Source organism: Caballeronia eucalypticola (assembly GCF_047608185.1).
Classification (GTDB): domain Bacteria; phylum Pseudomonadota; class Gammaproteobacteria; order Burkholderiales; family Burkholderiaceae; genus Caballeronia.
The window spans coordinates 13,987-35,360 of the sequence record NZ_JBLKRU010000054.1 but is presented as its reverse complement, the minus strand read 5'-3'; the positions used below and the strand labels follow the sequence as shown (position 1 = coordinate 35,360).

The 21,374-nt window shown below is 60.0% G+C and carries 16 protein-coding genes; 10 read left to right on the top strand and 6 right to left on the bottom strand.

Annotated features, from left to right (window positions below):
- Nucleotides 1-278 precede the first annotated feature (278 nt).
- The 5 genes from ACMX25_RS35245 (at nucleotide 279) to ACMX25_RS35225 (ending at nucleotide 6,333) form a co-directional block, all read left to right on the top strand.
- Nucleotides 279-1,607 (top strand): c-type cytochrome, encoded by a 1,329-nt coding sequence (locus tag ACMX25_RS35245; RefSeq protein ID WP_414954510.1) that lies wholly within the window; start codon nucleotides 279-281, stop codon nucleotides 1,605-1,607.
- Nucleotides 1,604-2,059, top strand: a complete 456-nt coding sequence (locus ACMX25_RS35240; RefSeq protein ID WP_414954509.1) for a (2Fe-2S)-binding protein — start codon at nucleotides 1,604-1,606, stop codon at nucleotides 2,057-2,059. Before ACMX25_RS35245 ends, ACMX25_RS35240 begins: the two co-directional genes overlap by 4 nt.
- A complete protein-coding gene (locus ACMX25_RS35235) occupies nucleotides 2,056-4,320 on the top strand; it encodes a xanthine dehydrogenase family protein molybdopterin-binding subunit (RefSeq protein WP_414954508.1) in 2,265 nt (754 codons plus the stop codon). Before ACMX25_RS35240 ends, ACMX25_RS35235 begins: the two co-directional genes overlap by 4 nt.
- A gap of 232 nt (nucleotides 4,321-4,552) precedes the next feature.
- Nucleotides 4,553-4,999: a helix-turn-helix transcriptional regulator gene (locus tag ACMX25_RS35230; RefSeq protein WP_414954507.1), complete on the top strand. Its 447-nt coding sequence runs from the start codon at nucleotides 4,553-4,555 to the stop codon at nucleotides 4,997-4,999.
- On the top strand, nucleotides 4,999-6,333 hold the full coding sequence (locus ACMX25_RS35225; protein ID WP_414954524.1) for a type II toxin-antitoxin system HipA family toxin: 1,335 nt from the start codon (nucleotides 4,999-5,001) through the stop codon (nucleotides 6,331-6,333). Before ACMX25_RS35230 ends, ACMX25_RS35225 begins: the two co-directional genes overlap by 1 nt.
- Nucleotides 6,334-6,459: 126 nt before the next feature.
- On the opposite strand, the gene zwf is transcribed toward ACMX25_RS35225, so the two are convergent.
- The 3 genes from zwf to ACMX25_RS35210 all read right to left on the bottom strand — a co-directional run bounded on the left by zwf (nucleotide 6,460) and on the right by ACMX25_RS35210 (nucleotide 9,089).
- The gene (zwf, locus tag ACMX25_RS35220) at nucleotides 6,460-7,923 is read right to left on the bottom strand and encodes a glucose-6-phosphate dehydrogenase (RefSeq protein WP_414954506.1); all 1,464 of its coding nucleotides are present in this window, start codon (nucleotides 7,921-7,923) and stop codon (nucleotides 6,460-6,462) included.
- A gap of 292 nt (nucleotides 7,924-8,215) precedes the next feature.
- Nucleotides 8,216-8,548 carry a hypothetical protein gene (locus ACMX25_RS35215; protein ID WP_414954505.1) on the bottom strand — a complete coding sequence of 111 codons (333 nt, stop codon included), beginning with the start codon at nucleotides 8,546-8,548 and terminating at the stop codon, nucleotides 8,216-8,218.
- A 163-nt stretch (nucleotides 8,549-8,711) separates the two neighbouring features.
- Complete coding sequence (locus ACMX25_RS35210) at nucleotides 8,712-9,089, bottom strand: DUF1090 domain-containing protein (RefSeq protein WP_414954504.1); 378 nt, start codon at nucleotides 9,087-9,089, stop codon at nucleotides 8,712-8,714.
- Nucleotides 9,090-9,564: 475 nt separating this feature from the next.
- On the opposite strand from ACMX25_RS35210, the gene dapA reads away from it, so the two are divergent.
- From dapA to ACMX25_RS35185, 5 genes are all read left to right on the top strand, one after another.
- On the top strand, nucleotides 9,565-10,437 hold the full coding sequence (dapA, locus tag ACMX25_RS35205) for a 4-hydroxy-tetrahydrodipicolinate synthase (RefSeq protein ID WP_414954503.1): 873 nt from the start codon (nucleotides 9,565-9,567) through the stop codon (nucleotides 10,435-10,437).
- A gap of 118 nt (nucleotides 10,438-10,555) precedes the next feature.
- On the top strand, nucleotides 10,556-11,731 hold the full coding sequence (locus ACMX25_RS35200; protein WP_414954502.1) for a porin: 1,176 nt from the start codon (nucleotides 10,556-10,558) through the stop codon (nucleotides 11,729-11,731).
- Nucleotides 11,732-12,211: 480 nt separating this feature from the next.
- On the top strand, nucleotides 12,212-15,403 hold the full coding sequence (locus tag ACMX25_RS35195) for an efflux RND transporter permease subunit (protein WP_414954501.1): 3,192 nt from the start codon (nucleotides 12,212-12,214) through the stop codon (nucleotides 15,401-15,403).
- Complete coding sequence (locus tag ACMX25_RS35190; protein WP_414954500.1) at nucleotides 15,393-16,592, top strand: efflux RND transporter periplasmic adaptor subunit; 1,200 nt, start codon at nucleotides 15,393-15,395, stop codon at nucleotides 16,590-16,592. The genes ACMX25_RS35195 and ACMX25_RS35190 overlap by 11 nt, the downstream gene beginning before the upstream one ends.
- Nucleotides 16,585-18,072 carry an efflux transporter outer membrane subunit gene (locus ACMX25_RS35185; protein WP_414954499.1) on the top strand — a complete coding sequence of 496 codons (1,488 nt, stop codon included), beginning with the start codon at nucleotides 16,585-16,587 and terminating at the stop codon, nucleotides 18,070-18,072. The genes ACMX25_RS35190 and ACMX25_RS35185 overlap by 8 nt, the downstream gene beginning before the upstream one ends.
- 187 nt (nucleotides 18,073-18,259) lie before the next feature.
- Here the strand turns inward: ACMX25_RS35185 and ACMX25_RS35180 are convergent, their stop codons facing one another.
- The 3 genes from ACMX25_RS35180 to ACMX25_RS35170 all read right to left on the bottom strand — a co-directional run bounded on the left by ACMX25_RS35180 (nucleotide 18,260) and on the right by ACMX25_RS35170 (nucleotide 21,281).
- Nucleotides 18,260-19,021: a glucose 1-dehydrogenase gene (locus ACMX25_RS35180; RefSeq protein WP_414954498.1), complete on the bottom strand. Its 762-nt coding sequence runs from the start codon at nucleotides 19,019-19,021 to the stop codon at nucleotides 18,260-18,262.
- A gap of 800 nt (nucleotides 19,022-19,821) precedes the next feature.
- Nucleotides 19,822-20,559: an amino acid ABC transporter permease gene (locus ACMX25_RS35175; RefSeq protein WP_414954497.1), complete on the bottom strand. Its 738-nt coding sequence runs from the start codon at nucleotides 20,557-20,559 to the stop codon at nucleotides 19,822-19,824.
- Nucleotides 20,556-21,281 (bottom strand): amino acid ABC transporter permease, encoded by a 726-nt coding sequence (locus tag ACMX25_RS35170; protein ID WP_414954496.1) that lies wholly within the window; start codon nucleotides 21,279-21,281, stop codon nucleotides 20,556-20,558. The genes ACMX25_RS35175 and ACMX25_RS35170 overlap by 4 nt, the downstream gene beginning before the upstream one ends.
- Between the last annotated feature and the right edge of the window lie 93 nt (nucleotides 21,282-21,374).

Below are 21,374 nucleotides of genomic sequence, written 5' to 3'. Positions count from 1 at the left end.
GTTGTCATGCACAGGCTTAACTTTTAGAGTGATTCGCCCTTTGGACAGGGGCAGTCTTTTTCATCTTTTTAGCGCGGCTTGCGGGCCGCGTTTTTTTATATTAATTCCCGTTTATTGCAGGACTAAGTAGGCGGGACTGGCTGACCATTTCGCCATTTCCATGCCACGTTGATGTCATCGGCCTTATCGATACCTTAATTGAATCCTTTGGCGCAGCGCGATTCGCAAAATCCTGTGCTATATATGACGGCTGAATCGGACGCATCGATGGAGACGCGATGAAGAGGTCGATCGGGCTGGCGGCATTGCTGAGCGCATTGTTATGCGCCGCGTTTTTCGCGGTGACGCTTGGCTCGCTCGCGCATCCGCACTTCACATCGACGGCTAACGCAGCAGAAACGTCCCCTCTATCGCTCACCGACACCACCCTGCTCAAACACGGCGCGAACCTGGCCGCGATCGGCGATTGCGTCGTGTGTCACACAGCAAATCGCAGTGCGCCTTTCGCAGGCGGCCGTCCGCTCGAAACGCCGTTCGGCACGATCTATTCGACCAATATCACGCCCGATCGCACAACCGGCATCGGTGGCTGGACGCTTGGCGACTTCACACGTTCAATGCGTCGCGGCGTCGCGCGCGACGGCCACCTGCTCTACCCTGCGTTTCCGTATCCGCACTTCACGCACATGACGGACACCGACATCGCCGCGCTCTATGCGTTTCTGATGTCGCGCGATGCCGTGCATTCCACCGCGCCCGCGAACCGCTTGATATTCCCGCTGAGTATCCGTCCGCTGATGGCAGCATGGAATCTGTTCTTCTTGCATCCCGGCGTCGAAGCGGATGGCGAAGCGGATGTTCAAGCGCCAGCAGAAACCGCAACGCATGGCGCACAACTCATACGCGGCAAATACCTGATCGACGGCCCCGCGCATTGCGCCGCCTGCCACACGCCGATGAATCTGCTCGGCGCAGAAAAGCGCGGCGACGCGTTCGACGGCAACGTGATCGAAGGCTGGGAGGCGCCCGCGTTGACGACGTTGCTGAGCGCGCCCGAACCGTGGACGCACGATCAACTCGCCGCGTATTTGCGCACCGGTTTCTCCAATCAACATGGTGCAGCGGCCGGACCGATGCGAGCGGTGACGCAATCGCTGACGAACGCATCCGATGCCGACATCGATGCAATGGCCGCGTATCTGCTCTCGCTACAAAAACCAGCCGAAGCATCGCCGAAAGCAACGCAGCAAGCGGCCGAGGCAAACACGAGCAACATCCACAACGGCGCAGTGCTTTTCTCAGCAGCATGCGCTTCATGCCACGCAACGAACGCACCGATGACCACGCTCGGCAGCCGTCCATCGCTCGCCCTCGGCACCGCGGTCAACGCGCACGATCCACGCAACGCGCTGCGGATGATCCTCGACGGCATTCCCACCGATCGCAGCACACGCGCCGCCTTCATGCCCGGCTTCGCGGACACGTTCACCAACGCGCAGATCGCCGATCTCGCCGCTTACCTGCGCTCGAATTTCAGCAGCCAACCCGCATGGACGCTCGACGTAGCCGACATCGAACGCCTGCGCAAGGAGTCTCACGAACCATGATGAAGCTCATTGTGAACGGCACGCCGCATCAACTCGATATCGATCCGTCGACGCCGCTCCTCTACGCCCTGCGCAATCAGCTCGGCCTGCACGGCGCGAAATTCGGCTGTGGTCTGGGCCAATGCGGCGCGTGTACGGTGATCGTCGGTGACAAGCCGGTGTTCTCGTGCCTGATGCCGGTCGCGGTCGTCGGCACCCGTCCTGTGCGTACCATCGAAGGACTCGGCAGCATGGACGAGCCGGGCAAGCTGCAACAGGCATTCATCGATAAACAGGCGGCGCAGTGCGGCTACTGCATCGCAGGCATGGTGATGCGCGCGCAGGCGCTGCTCGATCGCGTACCGTCGCCCACCGACGAAGAGATTCGCGCGCACATGGAACCGAATCTGTGCCGCTGCGGTACGCACATGCGCATCCTTGCCGCGATTCGTCAGGCGGGGCAACCCGCATGAACGAGCCGCGCATTCCGCCTGACAACCTCAACCGCCGGCGCTTTCTTGCGGCCGGCAGCGTCATGGTCGGCTTCACGCTGCTGCCTGCCGTCCGCGCGCTCGCGCAGACCACGACGACCGAAGCCGGCACGTTCACCGTGTCCGCGCCGCAGCTCCCGGGCAGTTTGAAGACATCGCCCATGCTCGATGCGTGGGTGAAGATCGACGAGGCGGGCCGCATCACGGTGTTCACCGGCAAGGCGGAACTCGGCACCGGCATTCGCACGGCGTTCATGCAGATCGCCGCCGAACAGCTCGGCGTGACGCCCGAACGCATCCTCCTCGTCACTGCCGACACGAACGCGACGCCCGATGAAGGCTACACCGCCGGCAGTCATTCGACCGCCGACAGCGGCACCGCAATTGCCAACGCGACCGCGCAGGTGCATTCGTTGTTGCTCGAAGCGGCGGCCACACGATTGAACGTCGATGTTGCATCGCTGACGACGCAGGACGGCGAAATTATCGCGAACGACGGCCGTCGATTGACCTTCGGCGAAGCGGTGAGCGGCATCAACTTGCATCGCAATGCCATGCCCGGTGCACCGACCAAAGATCCAAAGACGTTCAAGGTGATCGGGCAGTCGTTTCATCGTGTGGATATTCCGGGCAAGGTAACCGGCGCGCCGCGTTATGTGCAGGACTTGAAGTTGCCCGGCATGGTGCATGCCCGCGTTGTACGGCCGCCGTCATACGGTGCGACGCTGCAATCGGTCGATATCAAGCCGGTACGCGCAATGCCCGGCGTGATCGCGGTCGTGCAGGACGGCAGCTATCTTGCAGTCGTCGCCGACGATGAATGGCGCGCCATCGTGGCAATGCGCGCGCTGTCAGACGCCGCGAAATGGCGCAGTGGTCCGCCGTTGCCCGCGCAGTCGACAATCCACGAAACGCTCGAAAAACTGCCCGCGCAGGAAATCTCCGTCGCGAATAAAACGGCCGCCGCCGCGCCCGCGACGCAGACCTTGCACGCGCGATATACGAAGCCGTATCTGACGCACGGATCGATCGGCCCGTCGTGCGCCGTCGCGTGGCTCAACGACGGCACTATGACGGTCTGGACGCACACGCAAGGCGTATTTCCGATGCGCAAAGGCCTCGCCGAAATGTTGTCGATGCCGCCCGAGCGCGTGCATTGCATCCACGTCGAAGGGTCCGGTTGCTATGGACACAATGGCGCTGACGACGTCGCCGCCGACGCCGCGTTGATCGCACGCGCCGTGCCTGGAAAGCCCGTGCGCGTGCAATGGATGCGCGATCAGGAGCACACATGGGAGCCGTTCGGACCGGCGATGTCGAGCGACGTGACGGCATCCCTGGATGCAAGCGGCCAGATCGTCGACTGGAAGTTCGAGGTGTGGAGCAACACGCACAACAATCGTATTGAAAACGCCGGGCGCTTCATGCCGACGTGGTTTCTGTCGAAGCCCTTCACGCCCGCGCCGCCGAAACCGATTCCAATGCCCGAAGGCGGGGGGGATCGCAACAGCATTCCGCTGTATCGATTGCCGAATCTTTACGTGCAGCATCATTTCCTGCCGGACATGCCGATCCGCGTGTCGGCCATGCGTTCGCTCGGCGCGTATCACAACATCTTTTCGATCGAGAGTTTCATCGATGAACTCGCGCTCGCCGCGCAGTCCGATCCGGTTGCGTTCCGCCTGAAGCATCTCGACGATCCGCGCGCGCGTGACGTGATCGAACGCGCAGCGCAGCGTTTCGGCTGGCCACATCGCGTGCATGACGGCGCGCCGTCGCGCGGCGTGGGCTTTGCGTTCGCGATGTACAAGAACCTGATGGCGTACTGCGCGCTGGCCGTTGAAGTCGCGGTCGAACGCGAAACGGGTTACGTAACGATCGAGCGCGTGGCGTGCGCGATCGATTGCGGACAGATCGTGAATCCGGACGGCGTGCGCAATCAGGTCGAAGGCGGCATTGTGCAGTCGGCCAGCTGGACGCTCCTCGAGGCGACCACCTTCGACGCGCACAACATTACGAGTTTCGACTGGAGCCAGTACCCCATCTTGCGTTTTTCGTCGGCGCCGAAGGTGCTCGATGTCGATCTGATCGATCGGCCGGGGACGCCGTTCCTGGGTGTCGGCGAAGCGTCGCAAGGACCGATGTCGGCGGCGTTGGCGAACGCCATCGCTGACGCGACCGGCAAACGCTTCAGGAATTTGCCGCTGTCACCGGACATGTTGCGCGAGGCGTTGCGGGTTTAAGTGGAGAGGCCGTGACCTTCGCCAGCGACGCCGCGCTCATGCCCGGCGCGCGCGGATCGCCATTCATCCGATCCGGATCCGCCGAGCCTGGTTGAGAGTGGCGCAGGCCGGTCTAACAGGTTATTTACTGTATTTGACATTTACAGCCTATTTATTGTAATTTTCAAAAACAGCACATATACTGTTTCTGTCATTTACAGTTCAAACCCTGTTCGGACCACCAAGGCCGCTTGTGGACTATCCCGTCAAAACCCCCTTCCAGCTAAGACCACTCCTTGTTGGTTTCCGCAAAGCCGCCGGGCTCACGCAAGCCCAGATGGCGAGCCATTTGGGGGTCACCCAGCAGACCTACGCCCAACTTGAGGCAAAACCCGAATCCGCCAGCATGGAGCGGCTATTACAGGTTTTGACCGTGCTCAAGGTCGGTATCGTTCTCACCCAGACGTCGGGCCCGGCGAACATCAAGGGGCGCACGCCCGCAGGCATGCGAACCGGGGAGCCGCCGGTGCCGGTGAAAAAGAGCCTGACAAAAATCCGTGCGACTGCGGTGGCAACCAAGACGGCGGGCAAACGAAAGTCCGCCGTTGTCACAGCGGCAAGCGGCAACGCGCAAGGCTCGCCAAAACCGGTCAGGCGCAAGCCGGCGGCCGCTGCCTCCAAGAAGCGCGAGGACTGGTAATAATGGGCCGCCGCGCACAGGCTAAAAGCCTGAACCTCTGGATGAACGGGTTGCCGGTCGGTAGGTGGGAGACCACCCGGGACGGCGAGAAACTCACCTACTTCGAAGAATGGCTAGCTGATCAACAGGGACGTCCACTGTCACTCTCGTTGCCCTTTACAGCCGGCAACCAGCCTTATCGAGGAGCGGTTGTCTCCGACTATTTCGATAACCTGTTGCCAGATAGCCAGACTATCCGTGAACGTATTGCCAGCCGATACAAAACTGGCGGCACGTCGCCTTTCGAGTTGTTGGCCAAGCTAGGCCGCGACTGCGTAGGCGCGATCCAATTGCTACCGCCGGAGGAAACCCCGGCCAATCTCGAGCAGATCAACGGGCGTCCCCTCAACGAGGCCGAAATCGCGCGGCTATTGCAGGAGACAACCGCCCCGCCCGTGTTGGGCCAACATGAGCCTATCGACGACTTACGCCTGTCGATAGCCGGGGCACAAGAGAAAACTGCGCTTTTGCGGCACGACGGCCGGTGGTTCATCCCGGAAGGCAGTACCCCTACCACGCATATTCTGAAGCTGCCTCTTGGGCTGGTTGGAAACATGCGCGCTGACATGCGCACGTCGGTGGAGAACGAGTGGCTGTGCTCGAAAATCGTCGCAGCATATGGTTTGCCCATTGCACACTGCGACATGGCGACCTTCGAGGACCAAAAAGTTCTCGTCGTCGAGCGATTCGATCGCCGGTATGCGAGCGACGGTTCATGGATCCTGAGGCTACCCCAGGAAGATATGTGCCAGGCAACCGGGACGCCCGCTTCAGCCAAATATGAGTCAGATGGTGGACCCGGAATACATAAGGTCATGGAAGTGCTCGCCGGTTCAGAGCGGTCCGCGATCGACCAGCGGAATTTCTTTATGACGCAGATCGTCTTCTGGATGCTCGCGGCAACCGACGGTCACGCAAAGAACTTTAGCATTGCACACCTGAAGTCGAATCGCTACGAAGCTACACCCATCTATGATGTTCTCTCCGCGCACCCGATCATTGGAAACGGGCCGAACCTCATTTCTCCGCATCGAGTGAGACTCGCAATGGCAGTGCGAAGTAAGAATGCGCACAGCCTGATCAATGACATCAGGCGCCGCCACTGGATTGCGCAGGGACAACGAGTGACGCTTGCCCCTGCAGACGTGGAGGAAATGATCACGGCACTGGTCGACATGACGAAAGGTGTTATTGAGGAGGTTGAGGCGCTGTTGCCGGCCGGGTTTCCGAAGGACGCGTCGGACAAAATCTTCAAGGGCATGAAGCGACAAAGCGCAAAGCTCGCCGCCCAGTAGACCGGACTCACGCTTGCTCAGGAAGCGGACTGTCTTGGGCAGCCTCAATGAAACGATGCGACGCGAGACGTGCGGCGAGCTGTTTGCGATAGAAACAGCAGGCGCCCACTCTGGCGTCGAATCGAGTCAGCTACCCAGCGCGTTCGGATCCCGCCACGCTCGCTCGAATGGAAGCCGCCACGCCCGGGGTGCAACAAGCTGATGGATAGCATTCGGCCCCCACGAGCCCGGTGCGTAGAAGCGAACCGGGGGAGGAGATTCGAGCAAGGCTGTCGATACTTCCCACAGCCGCTCAATACCCTCAGCAGTCGTGAAAAGCGTGCGATCTCCCCGCATGGCATCCAGGATCAATCGCTCATAGGCTTCCAGCACTTCGCCAATCAGACCGGTATCGCGCATGGCGAACTGCAAGCTTAGTTTGTCCAGCCGCATCCCGGGACCCGGGCGCTTGCCATAAAAAGAAAGCGACATTTTCGAGGCGTCCGCCAGATCGAACGTCAAATGGTCCGGTCCTTGCGAACCAACGCCTGATCCGGCCGGAAACATGCTCTTCGGCGGCTCGCGAAACGCGATGGAAATGATGCGTTGCCCTTCAGCAAGCCGCTTTCCCGTGCGCAGATAAAATGGAACGCCGGCCCAGCGCCAGTTATCGATCGAACATTTCAACGCAATGAATGTTTCTGTTTCCGATTCTGGACTGACTCCTTCCTCGGCCCGATACCCGGTGTACTGCCCCCGGACAACGTCAGTTGGCTGTATCGGCAGCATGCTGCGAAAAACCTTGTTCTTCTCCTCGCTAATGGGCGACGGTTCAAGCGATGTCGGTGGCTCCATCGCCATGAACGCGAGAATCTGGAACAGGTGCGTGACGACCATGTCGCGAAACGCGCCTGTTTGTTCATAGAAGCCCGCGCGCTTGCCGAGACCCAGCGTTTCAGGCACATCGATCTGAACATGGTCGATGAAGTTGCGATTCCAGATTGGCTCGAACAGACCGTTCGCGAAGCGGAAAGCGAGAATGTTCTGGGCGGGCTCCTTCCCCAGAAAATGATCGATCCGGAAGATCTGCTCTTCTTCGAAGACTTCGTGCAAGCGCGCATTCAGCGAGACGGAACTCTTCAGGTCCGTTCCGAACGGCTTTTCCATGATGATCCGTGAGCGATCCACCAGGCCCGCTTCCTTGAGCATGCCGACTGCGGAGAGCGCGGCATTAGGTGGAACGCTCAGGTAGTGCAGCCGCCGGCACTCGCCGTTAAAGCTCAACTCGGCCGTCTGCACCGCCGACTTGAGCGCCTCCGCACCAGCTGTCAGCGGCACATAGTCGAGATTGGCGCAGAAAGTGTCCCACTCCGTCTGGGCGACCTTGCGAGAAGAAAACTCGTCAAGCGCTTCTTTCGCCGTGCGACGAAAGTCGTCAACGTGAATGTCGTCGAGTGCGACGGCAATGATCCTGCAGCCCGGAATGAATCCTGCGCTCGACAGATGGAACAAGCCCGGCAAGAGCTTGCGTCGAGCCAGATCGCCAGTGGCGCCGAATAGAACCACGACTTGTGGGAACTGTGGACCCACCCCTGCAGAGACCTTGGCCATCGTACAAATCCTTTCTGGGTTGTCGACGATTGGCGAAAGGAATGCGAAAGAGTGCATCCGACGCCGAGGCGATTTGCTGCCACAGTATCACGCGCTTATTGATCAAACTCGCGATGCAGTTCGTGCACCGGCGAGGTGTTTAGATACGATTTTTGCCGGACCCGACAAATTGCTGAGTCTTCCTCGCCTGCTTTCTCAGATCCGGAAGCCGGTCAGAAGACCGTCAGGCGCTTGATGCACGGTCGGACGACTCGCGACACGCCTGAGCCATGCAACGGTTCCGGCCATTCCCTCATTGAAGCCACTTCCTCACGTCTTTCTCCCACTCCGGATCGCCGCAACCTTTCGGATTTTCCGGCCCAAGTACGGTGATGTAGCCTTTGGTTTTCATACACGACTCGTATGCACGAACTTTCGAGCATTGATCCGGACCCGCCTGCTTCGAGACCGTTTTGCATTGCGCGATCGTCCTGTCCATTGGGCCGAAGTCCATATCGCTCGACTGATTGAGCGATGGCGCATCCGCTCCCGATACGGAAAACTCGACGGGGCTGGTCTGCGCGCAAGCGCTCAACAACAAGCCAGCGAATGAGGTAATGAAGAGAAGATGAACACGCGGTCGCATGGATCGGCTCCTGCTAGAAAGAGAGATGTTTCGTGGGGACAATTACTACCCGACCTGAAATCAACTGATAGCGGGCACCAATGCCAAGGGCACCGCGTACCCGCTTTGTTCCAACTTCCAGTCCGCGCGATTGCCGGCGGACTAGAAAGCCATCCTGCCTGGTTCAGTCGATGCTTTCCGCCTGTGCCTGCTCCAGGTCGGCATGCGCTTCATCCACCTTGCGTTGGCGCTCTGCAATTTTCCCTTGAGTCCTGGCTTCCTGCAAATCGTGTTCGCGTTCCGTCAGCTTTTTCTGCGCCGCATCAACTTTACGCTGGCTCGTGCTGCGCAATTCTTCATCGGTGCAGTTGGCATTCAGCCGGGCAAGCGCGGTTTCCAGACCATCGACACGACGCGCATTGCTATGCGCCTGAGCATACGTAATTTCCTTTTCCACCGAAGCACGCTTTGCTTCGCAGCCACGCACTTGCGCCCAGACAAGAATCGGACACATTACTGAGGACAACAACAGAACCTTGAGGGCAGTCTTCGTTTTTTTCACTTATTACCTCGATAGAGGTTGATTGACGTGCTCGAACAGCTTCGATCGGGCATCGATGATTCGCCATGCTATCCGACCGGACACCCCGCGTGAAGGGGGCATGCCAGAAGCCAGAACGCCCGCATTTGCATGCCTTGGATACCGGCAAATACAACAAGAGTGCAACCCCTGGCTTGCACGGTCATTTCTCGCGGCGCACCCCTGCTTTAACCCGCAACCCAGCATCCCGCATCCCGCTCAACAACCCCGCATTCTATATACGAAAATCGCGTTTTTTAACAGGACGTTTACGCTCGATCCGATAGGCTTCGCTTGATCCAATTGAATGGAATTCGAAGCAAACCATCATGACGTTCGACGATGTATTAACGAGCATTCGCGCCGGCCAAAGATCGCGCCCGGCAGCAGTGTCAACCGCCGCAAAGCCTCCAGGTCCTTCGCGTGCAGCCGGTCGCCGCGCGCAGCGGAGTTGAGCATGGTGTCTGGAATATGGTTGCCTATTGTCACGCCGTTCAAGGACGGACAAGTCGACGTGGATGCACTGCAGCGGCTTGCCGAACGCTACCTGAGCCAGGAGATCAGCGGCTTCGTCGCCCTGGGAACGACCGGTGAAGCGGCGTTGCTCGACCACAGCGAGCGGCATAAGGTCCTGCGCTCCCTGTTTGAAGTCATCGGGACACGCCCGACGGTGGTGGTCGGTGTCGGAGGTCTCAATACGCGCGACATGGTGCAGGAAATCCGCGAACTGGACCACTGGGATATCGGTGGATACCTGGTCTCCGCGCCTGCCTACATTTGCCCCGATCAAAACGGCATTCGCTGGCACTTCAGCGAAGTTGCGCGCGCCACCGAGCGGCCCATCATCTTGTACGACGTGCCGCATCGCACCGGTGTTTGCATCGAGACGAACACGGTTGAGCGCCTCGTCGAACACGCCAATATTGTCGCCATCAAGGCTTGCGTGCCGGCGAATTTCCAAAGGCTCTGCCAACTGCCGATCAGCGTGCTGTGCGGCAACGACGACGCCTATGTCGACTGCCTGATCGCGGGTGGATCGGGCGGCATCCTGACGAGCGCCCATCTTTTCGCCGATATTCTTGCCGAGATCCACGAACGGGTTTTATCGGCGAGAACGGACGACGCCGCTGCGTTTTTCGAAGCGCTCAAGCCGGTGATCAAACTCCTGTTCAGCGCACCCAATCCGGCCGGCGTGAAAGCAGCACTGGCGCTTGACGGCACGATCAGAAGCGAGACTCGCCTGCCGATCATGGAAGCGTCGGCGACGCTCAAAGAGCAGCTCCGGATCGCGCTCGACGCCTGCACCCGGCAGCTCGCGATCATGGCCTGAAACACGGCCCTTCCCCTCTTTAAATACCCCGTTTCTGTTTGCTGCCTGGTCGAAGTATCGACCGGGCAGCAAGCAGTTTTAAGCGCGCTTGGCGCCGCAATACCATGGAGCTGTCAAAATGAAAAAATCCCTGAACACCTCTTTCCTGGCCACCGCTTTGACTGCGGGCTGCGCTGTGTCGGCGCATGCTCAAAGCAGCGTGACGCTGTATGGCGTAATCGATACCGGACTTATCTACACCGACAACCAGGGCGGCCACGGCACCTGGCAGGAAACGAGTGCCGCAACCGAAAACACCGTCTACGGACTCAAAGGCGCGGAGGACCTGGGCGGCGGCTTTCAGGCTGTATTCAAACTCGAGAACGGCTTCAACCTGAACAACGGTACCCAGTTCAATGGCGGCGATGCATTCGGTGAACAAGCGTACGTGGGCCTGCAGAGCAGTCAGTTCGGCACCGTGCTGCTCGGTCGCCAGTTCGATTCGGCGAATGATTATCTTGGCCCGTTATCGGCGGCGGGCAGCGGTTACGGCGGCAATCTTTCGGCGCATCCGTTCAACAACGATAACCTCGCGGCCGACTCGTTGAGCCTGAACAACACGGTCAAGTACGTCAGCACGCCTTATGCGGGCATCACGTTCGGCGGCGCTTATTCGTTCAGCAACAACGCAAACAGTTTCTCCAACAATCGCGCCTATGGTTTTGGCGCGACCTATGCGCATGGGCCGTTCAACGTCGCAGCAGCCTACCTCCAGATAAACAACGCGGGCGGTGGCGTGTTGGGCACCAATCCCAACGGCGCGGTGTCATTAGCCGATGGCAGCGCAGACTTCGTCGCAGCGCGTCAGCGGATCTGGGGCGTGGGCGGCAACTATGTGTTTGGCCCGGCAACCGTTGGCTTGCTGTGGACCCATTCGCAAATCGACAACATGGCTAGCGTGTTCGCCGGCGGTGCGGGCAATATGGCGTTGAACGGCGGCTTGCGATTGAACAACTACGAGTTCAACGCGCGTTACGCGTTGACCCCCGCGTTGAGTCTGGCAGGTGCCTACACCTTCACCGACGGCGCCTATAGCACCGGCGGCACGTCGTCATCGCCACGGTGGCACGAAGTGACGCTGCAGACCGACTACTCGCTCAGCAGGCGCACGGACTTGTATGCGGAAGGGGTGTATCAACACGTCAGTGGCGGGACGGATGGCTCGGCGCTGAACAACGCCACCATCAACACGCTGTCACCCTCGTCGACAAACAGTCAGGTCGCGATCACGGTCGGCATCAAGCACGCGTTTTAAGATTGCATAATGTTGCGGAGCACGGTGCAGCGGGGGACGAACTCAAATACTCCAATGCACCGCGCTTTCGTTACGTCAAAAAATCCGCCGCGAATCAGCTCCTTACAAGCCAATCCCGTCTTAAGCAATCCGCGCCGTAAAAGCCGGTAATAAAAGAATCCGTGCGTCTCTCAGCACCGCTTCACAAGCCTGCGCCGACGACGCAGAAAAGCCTCAGACCTTTGTGAATAATGGGGTAGGCGCTTATTTACCGCCTTCAATCCGCTGCCAAAACGGGCCGGAAACCTTCTAAAGCCCGTCCAAAAATGCGATGGCGCGCTGCAGCTTTGTTTTCCTTTGTGTACATTCCCGGATTGTCTTCGTTTCAGACAAAATCACGTACGCTTGGCGATGTCTATTTGAAATCGGTGCTTATCCGGATTTCGAAAGTAATTAGAAAGAATTCATCGGTTCAGTTCAACCCCAAGTATTGGAACGCTCATGCTCGGCCTAGTACGTATCGCCCTCCGACGACCCTACACCTTCGTCGTCCTCGCGATCCTCATCCTGATCATCGGACCGCTTTCCGCGATCAGAACGCCGACCGATATCTTTCCTGATATCCGCATTCCCGTGATCAGCGTCGTATGGCAATACACGGGCTTGCCGCCGGATCAAATGGTCGGACGAATCACGTCGCCGTTCGAGCGATCGCTGACCACTACAGTCAACGACATCCAGCACATCGAAGCTGAATCGGTGAACGGCTTCGGCATCATCAAGATCTTCTTTCAGCCGGGCGTGAACATCAGTAACGCGAACGCGCAGGTGACCGCCGTTTCGCAGACGCAATTGCGTCAGTTGCCGCCGGGCACCACGCCGCCGCTGATCCTGAACTACAACGCATCCACGGTGCCGATCATCCAGCTCGCGCTCTCGGGCAAGGGTCTCACCGAACAAAACCTGGGCGACCTCGGGCTGAATCAGTTGCGTCCGGCGCTGGTGACAGTGGCCGGTGCGTCGATCCCGTATCCCTTCGGCGGCAAGTCTCGCCAGATACAAATCGATATTGACCCGACTGCGTTGCAAGCGCGCGGACTGTCTGCGCAAGACGTCGCCAACGCGCTCGCCGCCCAGAACTTGCTGACGCCGATTGGTACGGAAAAGATCGGCGATCACGAATACACGCTGCAGTTGAACAACGCGCCTTACGCGCTTAAAGCGCTGGGCGACCTGCCGATCAAGGCGGTCAACGGCACTACGGTTTATATCCACGATGTCGCCAACGTCCGAGACGGCAGTCCGCCGCAAACCAACATCGTGCATGTGGACGGCAAGCGTTCGGTGCTGATGTCGGTGCTGAAAAACGGCTCGGTGTCCACGCTCGGCATCATTGCCGGCATCAAGCAGCACGTGCTCGACGCCAAGGCGTCATTGCCCGACGCGCTGCAGATTGCGCCTATCGGCGACCAGTCGCTCTTCGTGCGCGCGGCCATTAGCGGCGTGGCGCGCGAAGGCGTGATCGCGGCCGCGCTGACCAGCCTCATGATCCTGTTGTTCCTCGGCAGCTGGCGTTCGACGGTCATCATTGCGACCTCGATTCCGCTCGCCATTCTCGGTTCAATCGCGACCCTGTCAGCGCTTGGCGAGACGCTCAACATCATGACGCTCGGCGGCCTTGCGCTCGCGGTGGGGATCCTGGTCGATGACGCGACCGTGACCATCGAAAATATCAACTGGCATCTGGAGCAAGGCAAGCAAGTAGAGGAAGCCATTCTCGATGGCGCCGCGCAGATCGTCACGCCGGCGTTCGTGGCGTTGCTCTGTATCTGCATTGTGTTCGTGCCGATGTTCTTCCTCGACGGCGTCGCGCGTTTCCTCTTCGTGCCCATGGCCGAGGCCGTGATCTTCGCGATGGTGGCGTCGTTCATCCTGTCGCGAACGCTCGTTCCCACGATGGCGAAGTACCTGCTGCATCCTCACAACCTGGATGAAGATGCGCACGAAAAGAAGCGCCCCGGACCACTTGGACGATTCCAGCAAGGCTTCGAACGGTGCTTCGAAAAGATTCGCGCGGGTTATCACGGCCTGCTGGAACTCGCGCTGAATCATCGCGCACCGTTCGTCAGTTGCTTCCTCGGTTTCGTGCTGGTCTCGTTCGCGCTGGTGCCCTTGCTCGGCCGCAACTTTTTCCCCGATGTGGACGCCGGGCAGATCCTGTTGCACGTACGCGCGCCGGTCGGCGTGCGGGTCGAAAAGACCGCGCAGATTTTTGCGGATGTGGAAGGGTCGATTCGACAGATCATTCCAACCGCTGAACTCGCCACCATGGTCGACAACATCGGCCTGCCGGTCAGCGGTATCAATCTCGCCTATAACAACACCGGCACGATCGGCTCGCAGGACGGCGACATCCAGATCGCGCTGAACGAAGATCATCGTCCGACCGCGGAGTACGTGCGGCAGATGCGCGAGAAGTTGCCGCGCCTTTATCCGGGCGTGACGTTCTCGTTCCCGCCGGCGGACATCATCAGCCAGATCCTGAACTTCGGCTCGCCGGCGCCGGTCGACCTGCAGGTGCGCGGCAACAACCTGTCCGGGAACTTCGCTTATGCGAACCGGTTGTTGCGCGAGATCCGCCAGATCCCCGGCGTAGTCGATGCGCGCATCCAGCAAGCGCAGAACTCTCCCACCTTCAACGTCGACGTCGACCGCACCCGCGCGCAACTGCTCGGCATCAACGAGCGGGACGTGACCAACAGCCTGGTCGTGAACCTCGCGGGATCGAGCCAGGTCGCACCGACGTTCTGGTTGAATAATGCGAACGGCGTGTCGTATCCGATCGTGATGCAGACGCCGCAATACAACCTCGATTCGCTGGCCTCGTTGCAAAACTTGCCGATCACGTCGAGCTTGCAAAGCAGCGGCCAGATCCTCGGCGGCCTCGCGACCGTCCAGCGTACGAACACCAACGCGGTCGTGAGCCAGTACAACATCCAGCCGATGGTCGAGATTTTCGCCACCACGCAGGATCGCGATCTTGGCGCGGTTGCGTCCGACATCCAGCGCGTGGTGCAGCGTAATGCCGGTACATTGCCGAAGGGTTCATCGGTTGCGCTGCTCGGCCAGGTGCAGACCATGAACAGCGCCTTCGCCGGTATGTTGTTCGGGCTGCTCGGCGCAGTCGTGTTGATCTACCTGATCGTCGTGGTCAACTTCCAGTCGTGGGCCGATCCGTTCGTGATCGTCACCGCGTTGCCGGCCGCACTCGCCGGCATCGTCTGGATGCTGTTCGCGACCCACACCACGCTGTCCGTGCCCGCGCTGACGGGGGCGATCATGTGCATGGGGGTGGCGACCGCCAACTCCATCCTCGTGGTCAGTTTCTGCCGCGAGCGTCTGGCTGTTCACGGCGACCCGTTCAAGGCGGCGCTCGAGGCCGGCTTTACCCGTTTCCGCCCGGTGCTCATGACCGCCCTTTCGATGATCATCGGCATGGCGCCGATGGCCCTCGCGATGGGCGAAGGCGGCGAACAGAACGCACCCCTTGGCCGCGCCGTTATCGGCGGCCTGATTTTCGCTACCACCGCGTCGCTGCTCCTGGTCCCGGTGATCTTCTGCATCATTCACTCGCGCCCTGGCCGCGCGGTTGTCCCGACACCCGTTACGGGAGGTCCTGCTCATGTCATCTGAACCTACTATTACCACTCAACCCGTGACCGACCAACCCGTGCCGCGCCGGCGGCTCGTCATGATCGGCGTAGTGCTTGTGGTGGTGGCGTTGCTCGTGGTCGCCGCCGGCGTCACGCTGCGTTTCGTCGATGCCCGCAACCTCAAGACCTGGACCAACGCGCAGGTCGTCCCGACGGTCAACGTGATCCATCCGGTCAGCGCGTCAAACGGTCCGACGCTCGACCTGCCCTCGCATCTCGAAGCGTATTCGCGTGCACCGATCTTCGCGCGCGTGAGCGGTTACCTGAAGTCGTGGAATGTGGATATCGGCGGACCGGTGAAGGCCGGGCAATTGCTCGCGGTGATCGAGTCGCCGGAACTCGACCAGCAGTTGCTGCAAGCACGAGCGGACCTGGCCAGCGCGCAAGCCAACGCGGCGCTGGCGGGAACGACCGCGAAACGCTGGCAGGCGCTGCTCGGCACCGACTCGGTCGCCCAGCAGGAAGTCGATGAACGCACGGGCGACTACACCGCGAAGAAAGCGACCGTGGCGGCCGCGCAAGCCAATGTGGATCGTTTGCTCGCCACCAAGGGCTTCGAGCGCATCCTGGCGCCGTTTGACGGCGTGGTGACGGCTCGTGACACTGACGTGGGCGCGCTCATCAATGCAGGTAGCGGCGGCGTCGGACAGGAGTTGTTCACGGTGTCCGACGTCAAGCAGTTGCGCGTGTATGTACAGGTCCCGCAGAGTTACGCCCCCGATGTCCGCAGCGGCACGACAGCGACGCTTTCCGTACCTGAATATCCCGGCCAGCAATTCACTGCGCGCGTGATTGCATCGGCGGATTCGGTCAATGCAAGTTCGGGCACCACGCTGGTTCAATTACTCGTCGACAACTCCAACGGCAAGCTCCTGCCAGGCGGTTTTGCCAGCTTGCATTTCAAGCTGCCGGTGCAGGCCAACGCGGTACGGGTTCCCGCCAGCGCACTGGTTTTCGACGCGCGCGGCCTGACGGTCGCGACGCTCGGTGCGAACGGTCAGGTCGTGTTCAAGAAGGTGACGATCAATCGCGATTTCGGCGACTCGGTCGAGATCGGCTCGGGGCTCGTTGCAGACGACCGCGTGATCGATACGCCGCCGGATGGTCTGGTTGACGGCGATCACGTGCAAGTCGCCAGCGCCGACAAGAAGGTGGCCGCCAATGGCTAGGTTACGTACGTTGCGCGCTCCGGCTTTGTTCGCCACAACCGTAGCAAGCACCTTCGCGCTGGCCGCCTGCTCGCTTGCGCCGGATTACAAGGTGCCGCCAACGCCCGTCGTCGCGCAATATCACACGGTCGGTCCGTGGATCAGCGCGCAGCCCGCCGACCAGTTGAGCCGCAACGGCTGGTGGAAGATGTACAACGACGCTCAACTCGATGACCTCGAGCAGCGCCTGCTCGCGAACAATACGGACCTTGCCGCGGCATTCGCACACTACCGGCAGGCTCAGGCGTTCGTGGATCAGGTCTCAGCCGGCCTGTTCCCGAAGGTCTCCGCGAATGCAGTTCCACAACGCGACCGGCAGTCGTACAGGCGGCCATTGCGTGTGGGCGGCCCTAACGACTACAACTCCGCCACGCTCGGCGGCGAGGTCGACTACGACCTTGACCTGTGGGGCCGCGTGCGCGATTCCGTGGTAGCGGGCAAGGACGAAGCACAGGCATCGAAGGCCGATCTTGCATCGGTGCAACTGAGCCTGCAGATTCAACTCGCCGACAGCTATATCCGCCTGCGCGGTCTCGATCAGCAGACACAGTTGCTGACCGACACCGTCGCGGCATTCGCGCGTGCGCTGCAACTCACGCAAACGCTGCACGGCGGAGGACTGGTTTCGGGGCTCGACGTATCGCGCGCGCAGACGCAGTTGTCATCGGCGAAATCGCAGTTGTCGCAGAACCTCGCACAGCGCGCGTTGATTGAACACGCGATCGCCGAACTGGTGGGCGCGTCCGCGTCCGAATTCACATTGCCGCAGCAAACCGCCGCGATTCCCCTGCCCGTGATTCCCACCGGCTTGCCCTCTACGTTGCTGCAGCGGCGCCCGGACATTGCAGCGGCTGAGCGTCGCGTGGCTGAAGCCAATGCGAAGATCGGCGTAGCGCGTGCTGCGTATTTCCCGTCCATCACGCTCAGTGCGCAGGCCGGATTTCAAAGCACCGCATATTCGAATTTGATTAGTGCACCGACGTTGTTCTGGGCGATCGGTCCGCAACTCGTGCAATACGTTTTCGATGGCGGCTTGCGCCGCGCACAGCTCGATTCGGCGAAAGCGGCAACCGATGAAGCCGGTGCGCGTTATCGCGGTGTCGTGCTGTCGGCGTTCCAGCAAATCGAGGACAATCTTTCTCTGTTGCAGGACCTTGGCACGGCGCTCGACCAGCAACGCGATGCCAGCAACTCGGCGCAGTATTCCGTTGATCTGGCGCTGCACCGGTATCGGCAAGGCGCGGTGGGTTATCTCGATGTCGTCCAGGCGCAGACCGCCGCACTCGACGCTCAGCGCGGCCTGCTCGATATCCAGACACGCCAGCTAAGCGCGAACGTGCAGTTGATCAAGGCGTTGGGCGGCGGCTGGTCAAGCGAAGAGTTGGCGAGCACGGCGGCGGCTCCGGTGCTCGTAGCGGCAGGCGAGAAACCGAAAGAATAAATGCAGGCTACGCTGTCCTGTGCGCAAACGGGCACCGCTCAGTATTGCAACGGGATGTCTTAGCCAGCCGCGGCTATTTCCATGTTGGTTAGGACGGGAAAATCTTCCCTGCCGTGTGCCACGTTATATGGACAGCTAGAGCTCTGCGCTCAGCCAAGACGACGCGTCCAATGCCGCACGCTGTTGCTCACTTGCCGCCAGTGACATCGAGGAACGTGCCGGTGATGAAAGAAGCCTCGGCGCTCGCTAGCCAGAGGATCGCCCGCGCAACCTCTTCAGGTTGACCACCGCGTCCCATGGGGATCGAATCTTTGACGCGGTCCACCCGTCCCGGCTCGCCGCCGCTCGCGTGCATGTCGGTGTAGATGTGCCCAGGGCGAATACAGTTGACGCGTATCCCGTCCCGCGCGACTTCTTTTGCAAAACCCGTGGTGAATGTCTCAACGGCACCCTTCGACGCAGCGTAATCGACATATTCGTTAGGACTGCCGAGCCGGGCCGATGCCGACGAAATGTTGATCACGGCGCCGCCCCGCCCATTGTGACGATACGACATGCGCTTCACTGCCTGTTGTGCACAGAGGATAGGACCGATCGAATTGACCACGAAAATACGCTGCATCCGCTCGAACTCGAGATCCTCTATCCGGGACTGCCGCGCGAGTACCGCGGCGTTATTCACCAGTACATCGATCCGGCCGAACTCCCGGTCGATCGCGGCGAATAGCTGAGCGACCTGCTCTGGATCCGAGCTGTCCGCACGCATGGCTAACGCGCGGCGCCCGAGCGCTTCTACATCGGTTGCTACCGCCTGGGCGGCAGATTCGTCGGAGATGAAGCTGATTGCTACGTCGTACCCTTGTGCTGCAGCAAGACGTGCAGTCGCCGCGCCTACGCCACGACCTCCACCCGTTATCAGAATTAACGGCGCTTGGGCGTCGGTATCCATTTAGCAAACCTTCTTGTGGTAGTGAGATAAGAATTGAGTGCCGAGACTGACTGAATGCAGGTGAGCTCATGGTTGGCATTCCCCATTCCATCTCGGCACTCGACGCACACAAGAATAACTACAGCATGATGCAAAGGCAAAGCAGATTAACTGCCGGTCCGAGTTAGAAAAACTCCTGCGATAAAATGTACGCCCTCGTTCGTGCAAGGCCCCGGAATCCAATGTTGGTATGATTTCTCAGTTCATCGAGACGATCTGCATCCTGAAGACCCTGGACTTTTAACGACAAGCAGTTTTGCTTTGAGCTGACTCAAGATGGCAATCGATATTACCGGCCGCACGTTTGGCAGGCTTACCGCCATATCCCGCGAGGACGGTTCTCGCTGGCTTTTCAGGTGCGCGTGCGGCGTCGAGAAGGTTCTTGCGGTTCAAAGCGTCAAGTATCGCAAGACGCTATCGTGCGGCTGCTTGCGTCAGATTGAAATTGCAGCGGGCCATCGTTTTGGCCAGCTCACTGCGTCTCACTATGTGAATCACGGCAAGAACGGCGCACGCTGGTTTTTCCAGTGTGACTGCGGAACCGGAAAGATCTTTGCCTCTAGTTACGTGCGAAGCGGCTTGCGAACGTCGTGCGGATGCCGTGGGCGGGTTGCCAAAGCTGTCCAAGTGGCGGAGCCAAGAGCAGACATCTGGCCGTTTCCAAAGTGGCCCAGGAAGCGCGGCGGCTAAGCGACTTTCAACATCTCTTCGCTATACCAATCAAACGCGCGCCTGGGACTGTTGAGAAAAGGCCTCTTGCCTTACTCCCGCGACGGCGCGATCGCCACGGGGAACGCCGTCACCCGCGATTCGGCAGGTTGCGCGCGGCCCAGCAACAGACGGGTCGCCAACGCATCGAGCGAAGTGCACAGGATCAAATAGACGAGCCCCACAAACAGGAAGATTTGCACGGGATAAATCATCAACCGGCTATTCACCTGGTTAGCGAGAAACGCAAGTTCCGGCACGCCGACGATATAAGCGAGCGACGTGTCCTTGACGAGCGATACCCACTGGTTAATAAACGACGGCGCCATGATGCGGATAGCCTGCGGCAGCAGTACATGACGCATCGCCTGCCAGCGTGTCAGCCCCAGCGAGAGCGCCGCTTGGCGCTGCCCTCGCCCCACTGCTTCGATACCCGCATGAACCGAATGCGACAGGTACGCCCCGCCGATCAGCGATAGCGCGGCTACGACCGTCGCCAGACCCGGTACGTTGACATGAAGCAGTACCGGCAGCAGGAAGAAGGTCCAGAAGATCAGCATAAGCACGGGTATGGCGCGAAAGAACCCGATTACTGCGAGCAGGATCACGTGACCTACGCCGCGCGTCATCGCAAGTCCAATGCCTCCCGCCAACCCGAGGATCGCGGACGACACAGCGGAGATCGAGGCCATCACCAGCGTGAGCGCGGCGCCCCCCAACGGACCATCGGGAAACGTGCCGACGAGCAAGTACGGTAGATTGGACAGGATGGCGGACAAGGCGTCGTTCATCGGCGCACCGCCGCTCGCGAACCGCTGCGCTGCACTACCACGAGCACAACTTCCAGCAGAGCAATCGTCAGTATGTACAGCACCGTCGCCATGCCGAATGCCTGAAACGTCTTGAAGGTCTCGGTATCGACCTGACGCGACGAATACGACAGTTCAGCCAGCCCGATCGCCATGGTCAGCGACGAATTCTTGACGATATTCATGTACTGCCCGAACAAGGGCGGCGTCGAGATCCGCACCGCCTGCGGCAAGATCACATGAACGAATGCGGTCAACGGCGTGAGTCCAAGAGCGGCTGCCGCGTTGTGCTGACCCACGGGTACACCCGATAACCCCGAGCGAAATTCTTCGCCAATGAACGTGGTCGAATAACAGGTCAATCCGATCCACCCGGCCACGAATTCAAACGATGGCCAATACATTTTGAACATGCCAACGTCCGCAAAATGCGGCGTATTCAACCACGTCATGACCGCGTCGGGCAACAGCGTCGCCACGCCGAAATACCAGAACAGCAGTTGCACAATCAGTGGTGAATTGCGAAACACCAATACATAGAGCGCAGCCGCGCGACGCACCGGCGCGGCGCGCGAAGTGCGCGCAAGGGCAAGCAGGCAGCCGCATAACGTCGCCGTAACTATGACTGACGCAGACAATGCCAGCGTCATGCCGAAGCCCTGCAGCAGCCAGATCAGATACTTCGGCGCAAGCCATCCGTTCATTGGAATCATTCAGCTAAACACGAATGAGAAATTAAAATGCCAAGCCCGGTTCGACCGTTTGCGGTCGAACCGGGCTTGGCCGGACACTCGGCG

Excerpts from the sequence above, each read along its gene's own strand:
- ACMX25_RS35240 (WP_414954509.1), top strand. The coding sequence starts at position 1,604 with ATGATGAAGCTCATTGTGAACGGCACGCCGCATCAACTCGATATCGAT.
- ACMX25_RS35170 (WP_414954496.1), bottom strand. The coding sequence starts at position 21,281 with ATGAACGGATGGCTTGCGCCGAAGTATCTGATCTGGCTGCTGCAGGGC.
- ACMX25_RS35185 (WP_414954499.1), top strand. The coding sequence starts at position 16,585 with ATGGCTAGGTTACGTACGTTGCGCGCTCCGGCTTTGTTCGCCACAACC.
- ACMX25_RS35195 (WP_414954501.1), top strand. The coding sequence starts at position 12,212 with ATGCTCGGCCTAGTACGTATCGCCCTCCGACGACCCTACACCTTCGTC.
- ACMX25_RS35175 (WP_414954497.1), bottom strand. The coding sequence starts at position 20,559 with ATGAACGACGCCTTGTCCGCCATCCTGTCCAATCTACCGTACTTGCTC.
- ACMX25_RS35235 (WP_414954508.1), top strand. The coding sequence starts at position 2,056 with ATGAACGAGCCGCGCATTCCGCCTGACAACCTCAACCGCCGGCGCTTT.
- ACMX25_RS35190 (WP_414954500.1), top strand. The coding sequence starts at position 15,393 with ATGTCATCTGAACCTACTATTACCACTCAACCCGTGACCGACCAACCC.
- ACMX25_RS35215 (WP_414954505.1), bottom strand. The coding sequence starts at position 8,548 with ATGCGACCGCGTGTTCATCTTCTCTTCATTACCTCATTCGCTGGCTTG.
- ACMX25_RS35200 (WP_414954502.1), top strand. The coding sequence starts at position 10,556 with ATGAAAAAATCCCTGAACACCTCTTTCCTGGCCACCGCTTTGACTGCG.
- ACMX25_RS35180 (WP_414954498.1), bottom strand. The coding sequence starts at position 19,021 with ATGGATACCGACGCCCAAGCGCCGTTAATTCTGATAACGGGTGGAGGT.
- ACMX25_RS35245 (WP_414954510.1), top strand. The coding sequence starts at position 279 with ATGAAGAGGTCGATCGGGCTGGCGGCATTGCTGAGCGCATTGTTATGC.
- zwf (WP_414954506.1), bottom strand. The coding sequence starts at position 7,923 with ATGGCCAAGGTCTCTGCAGGGGTGGGTCCACAGTTCCCACAAGTCGTG.
- dapA (WP_414954503.1), top strand. The coding sequence starts at position 9,565 with ATGGTGTCTGGAATATGGTTGCCTATTGTCACGCCGTTCAAGGACGGA.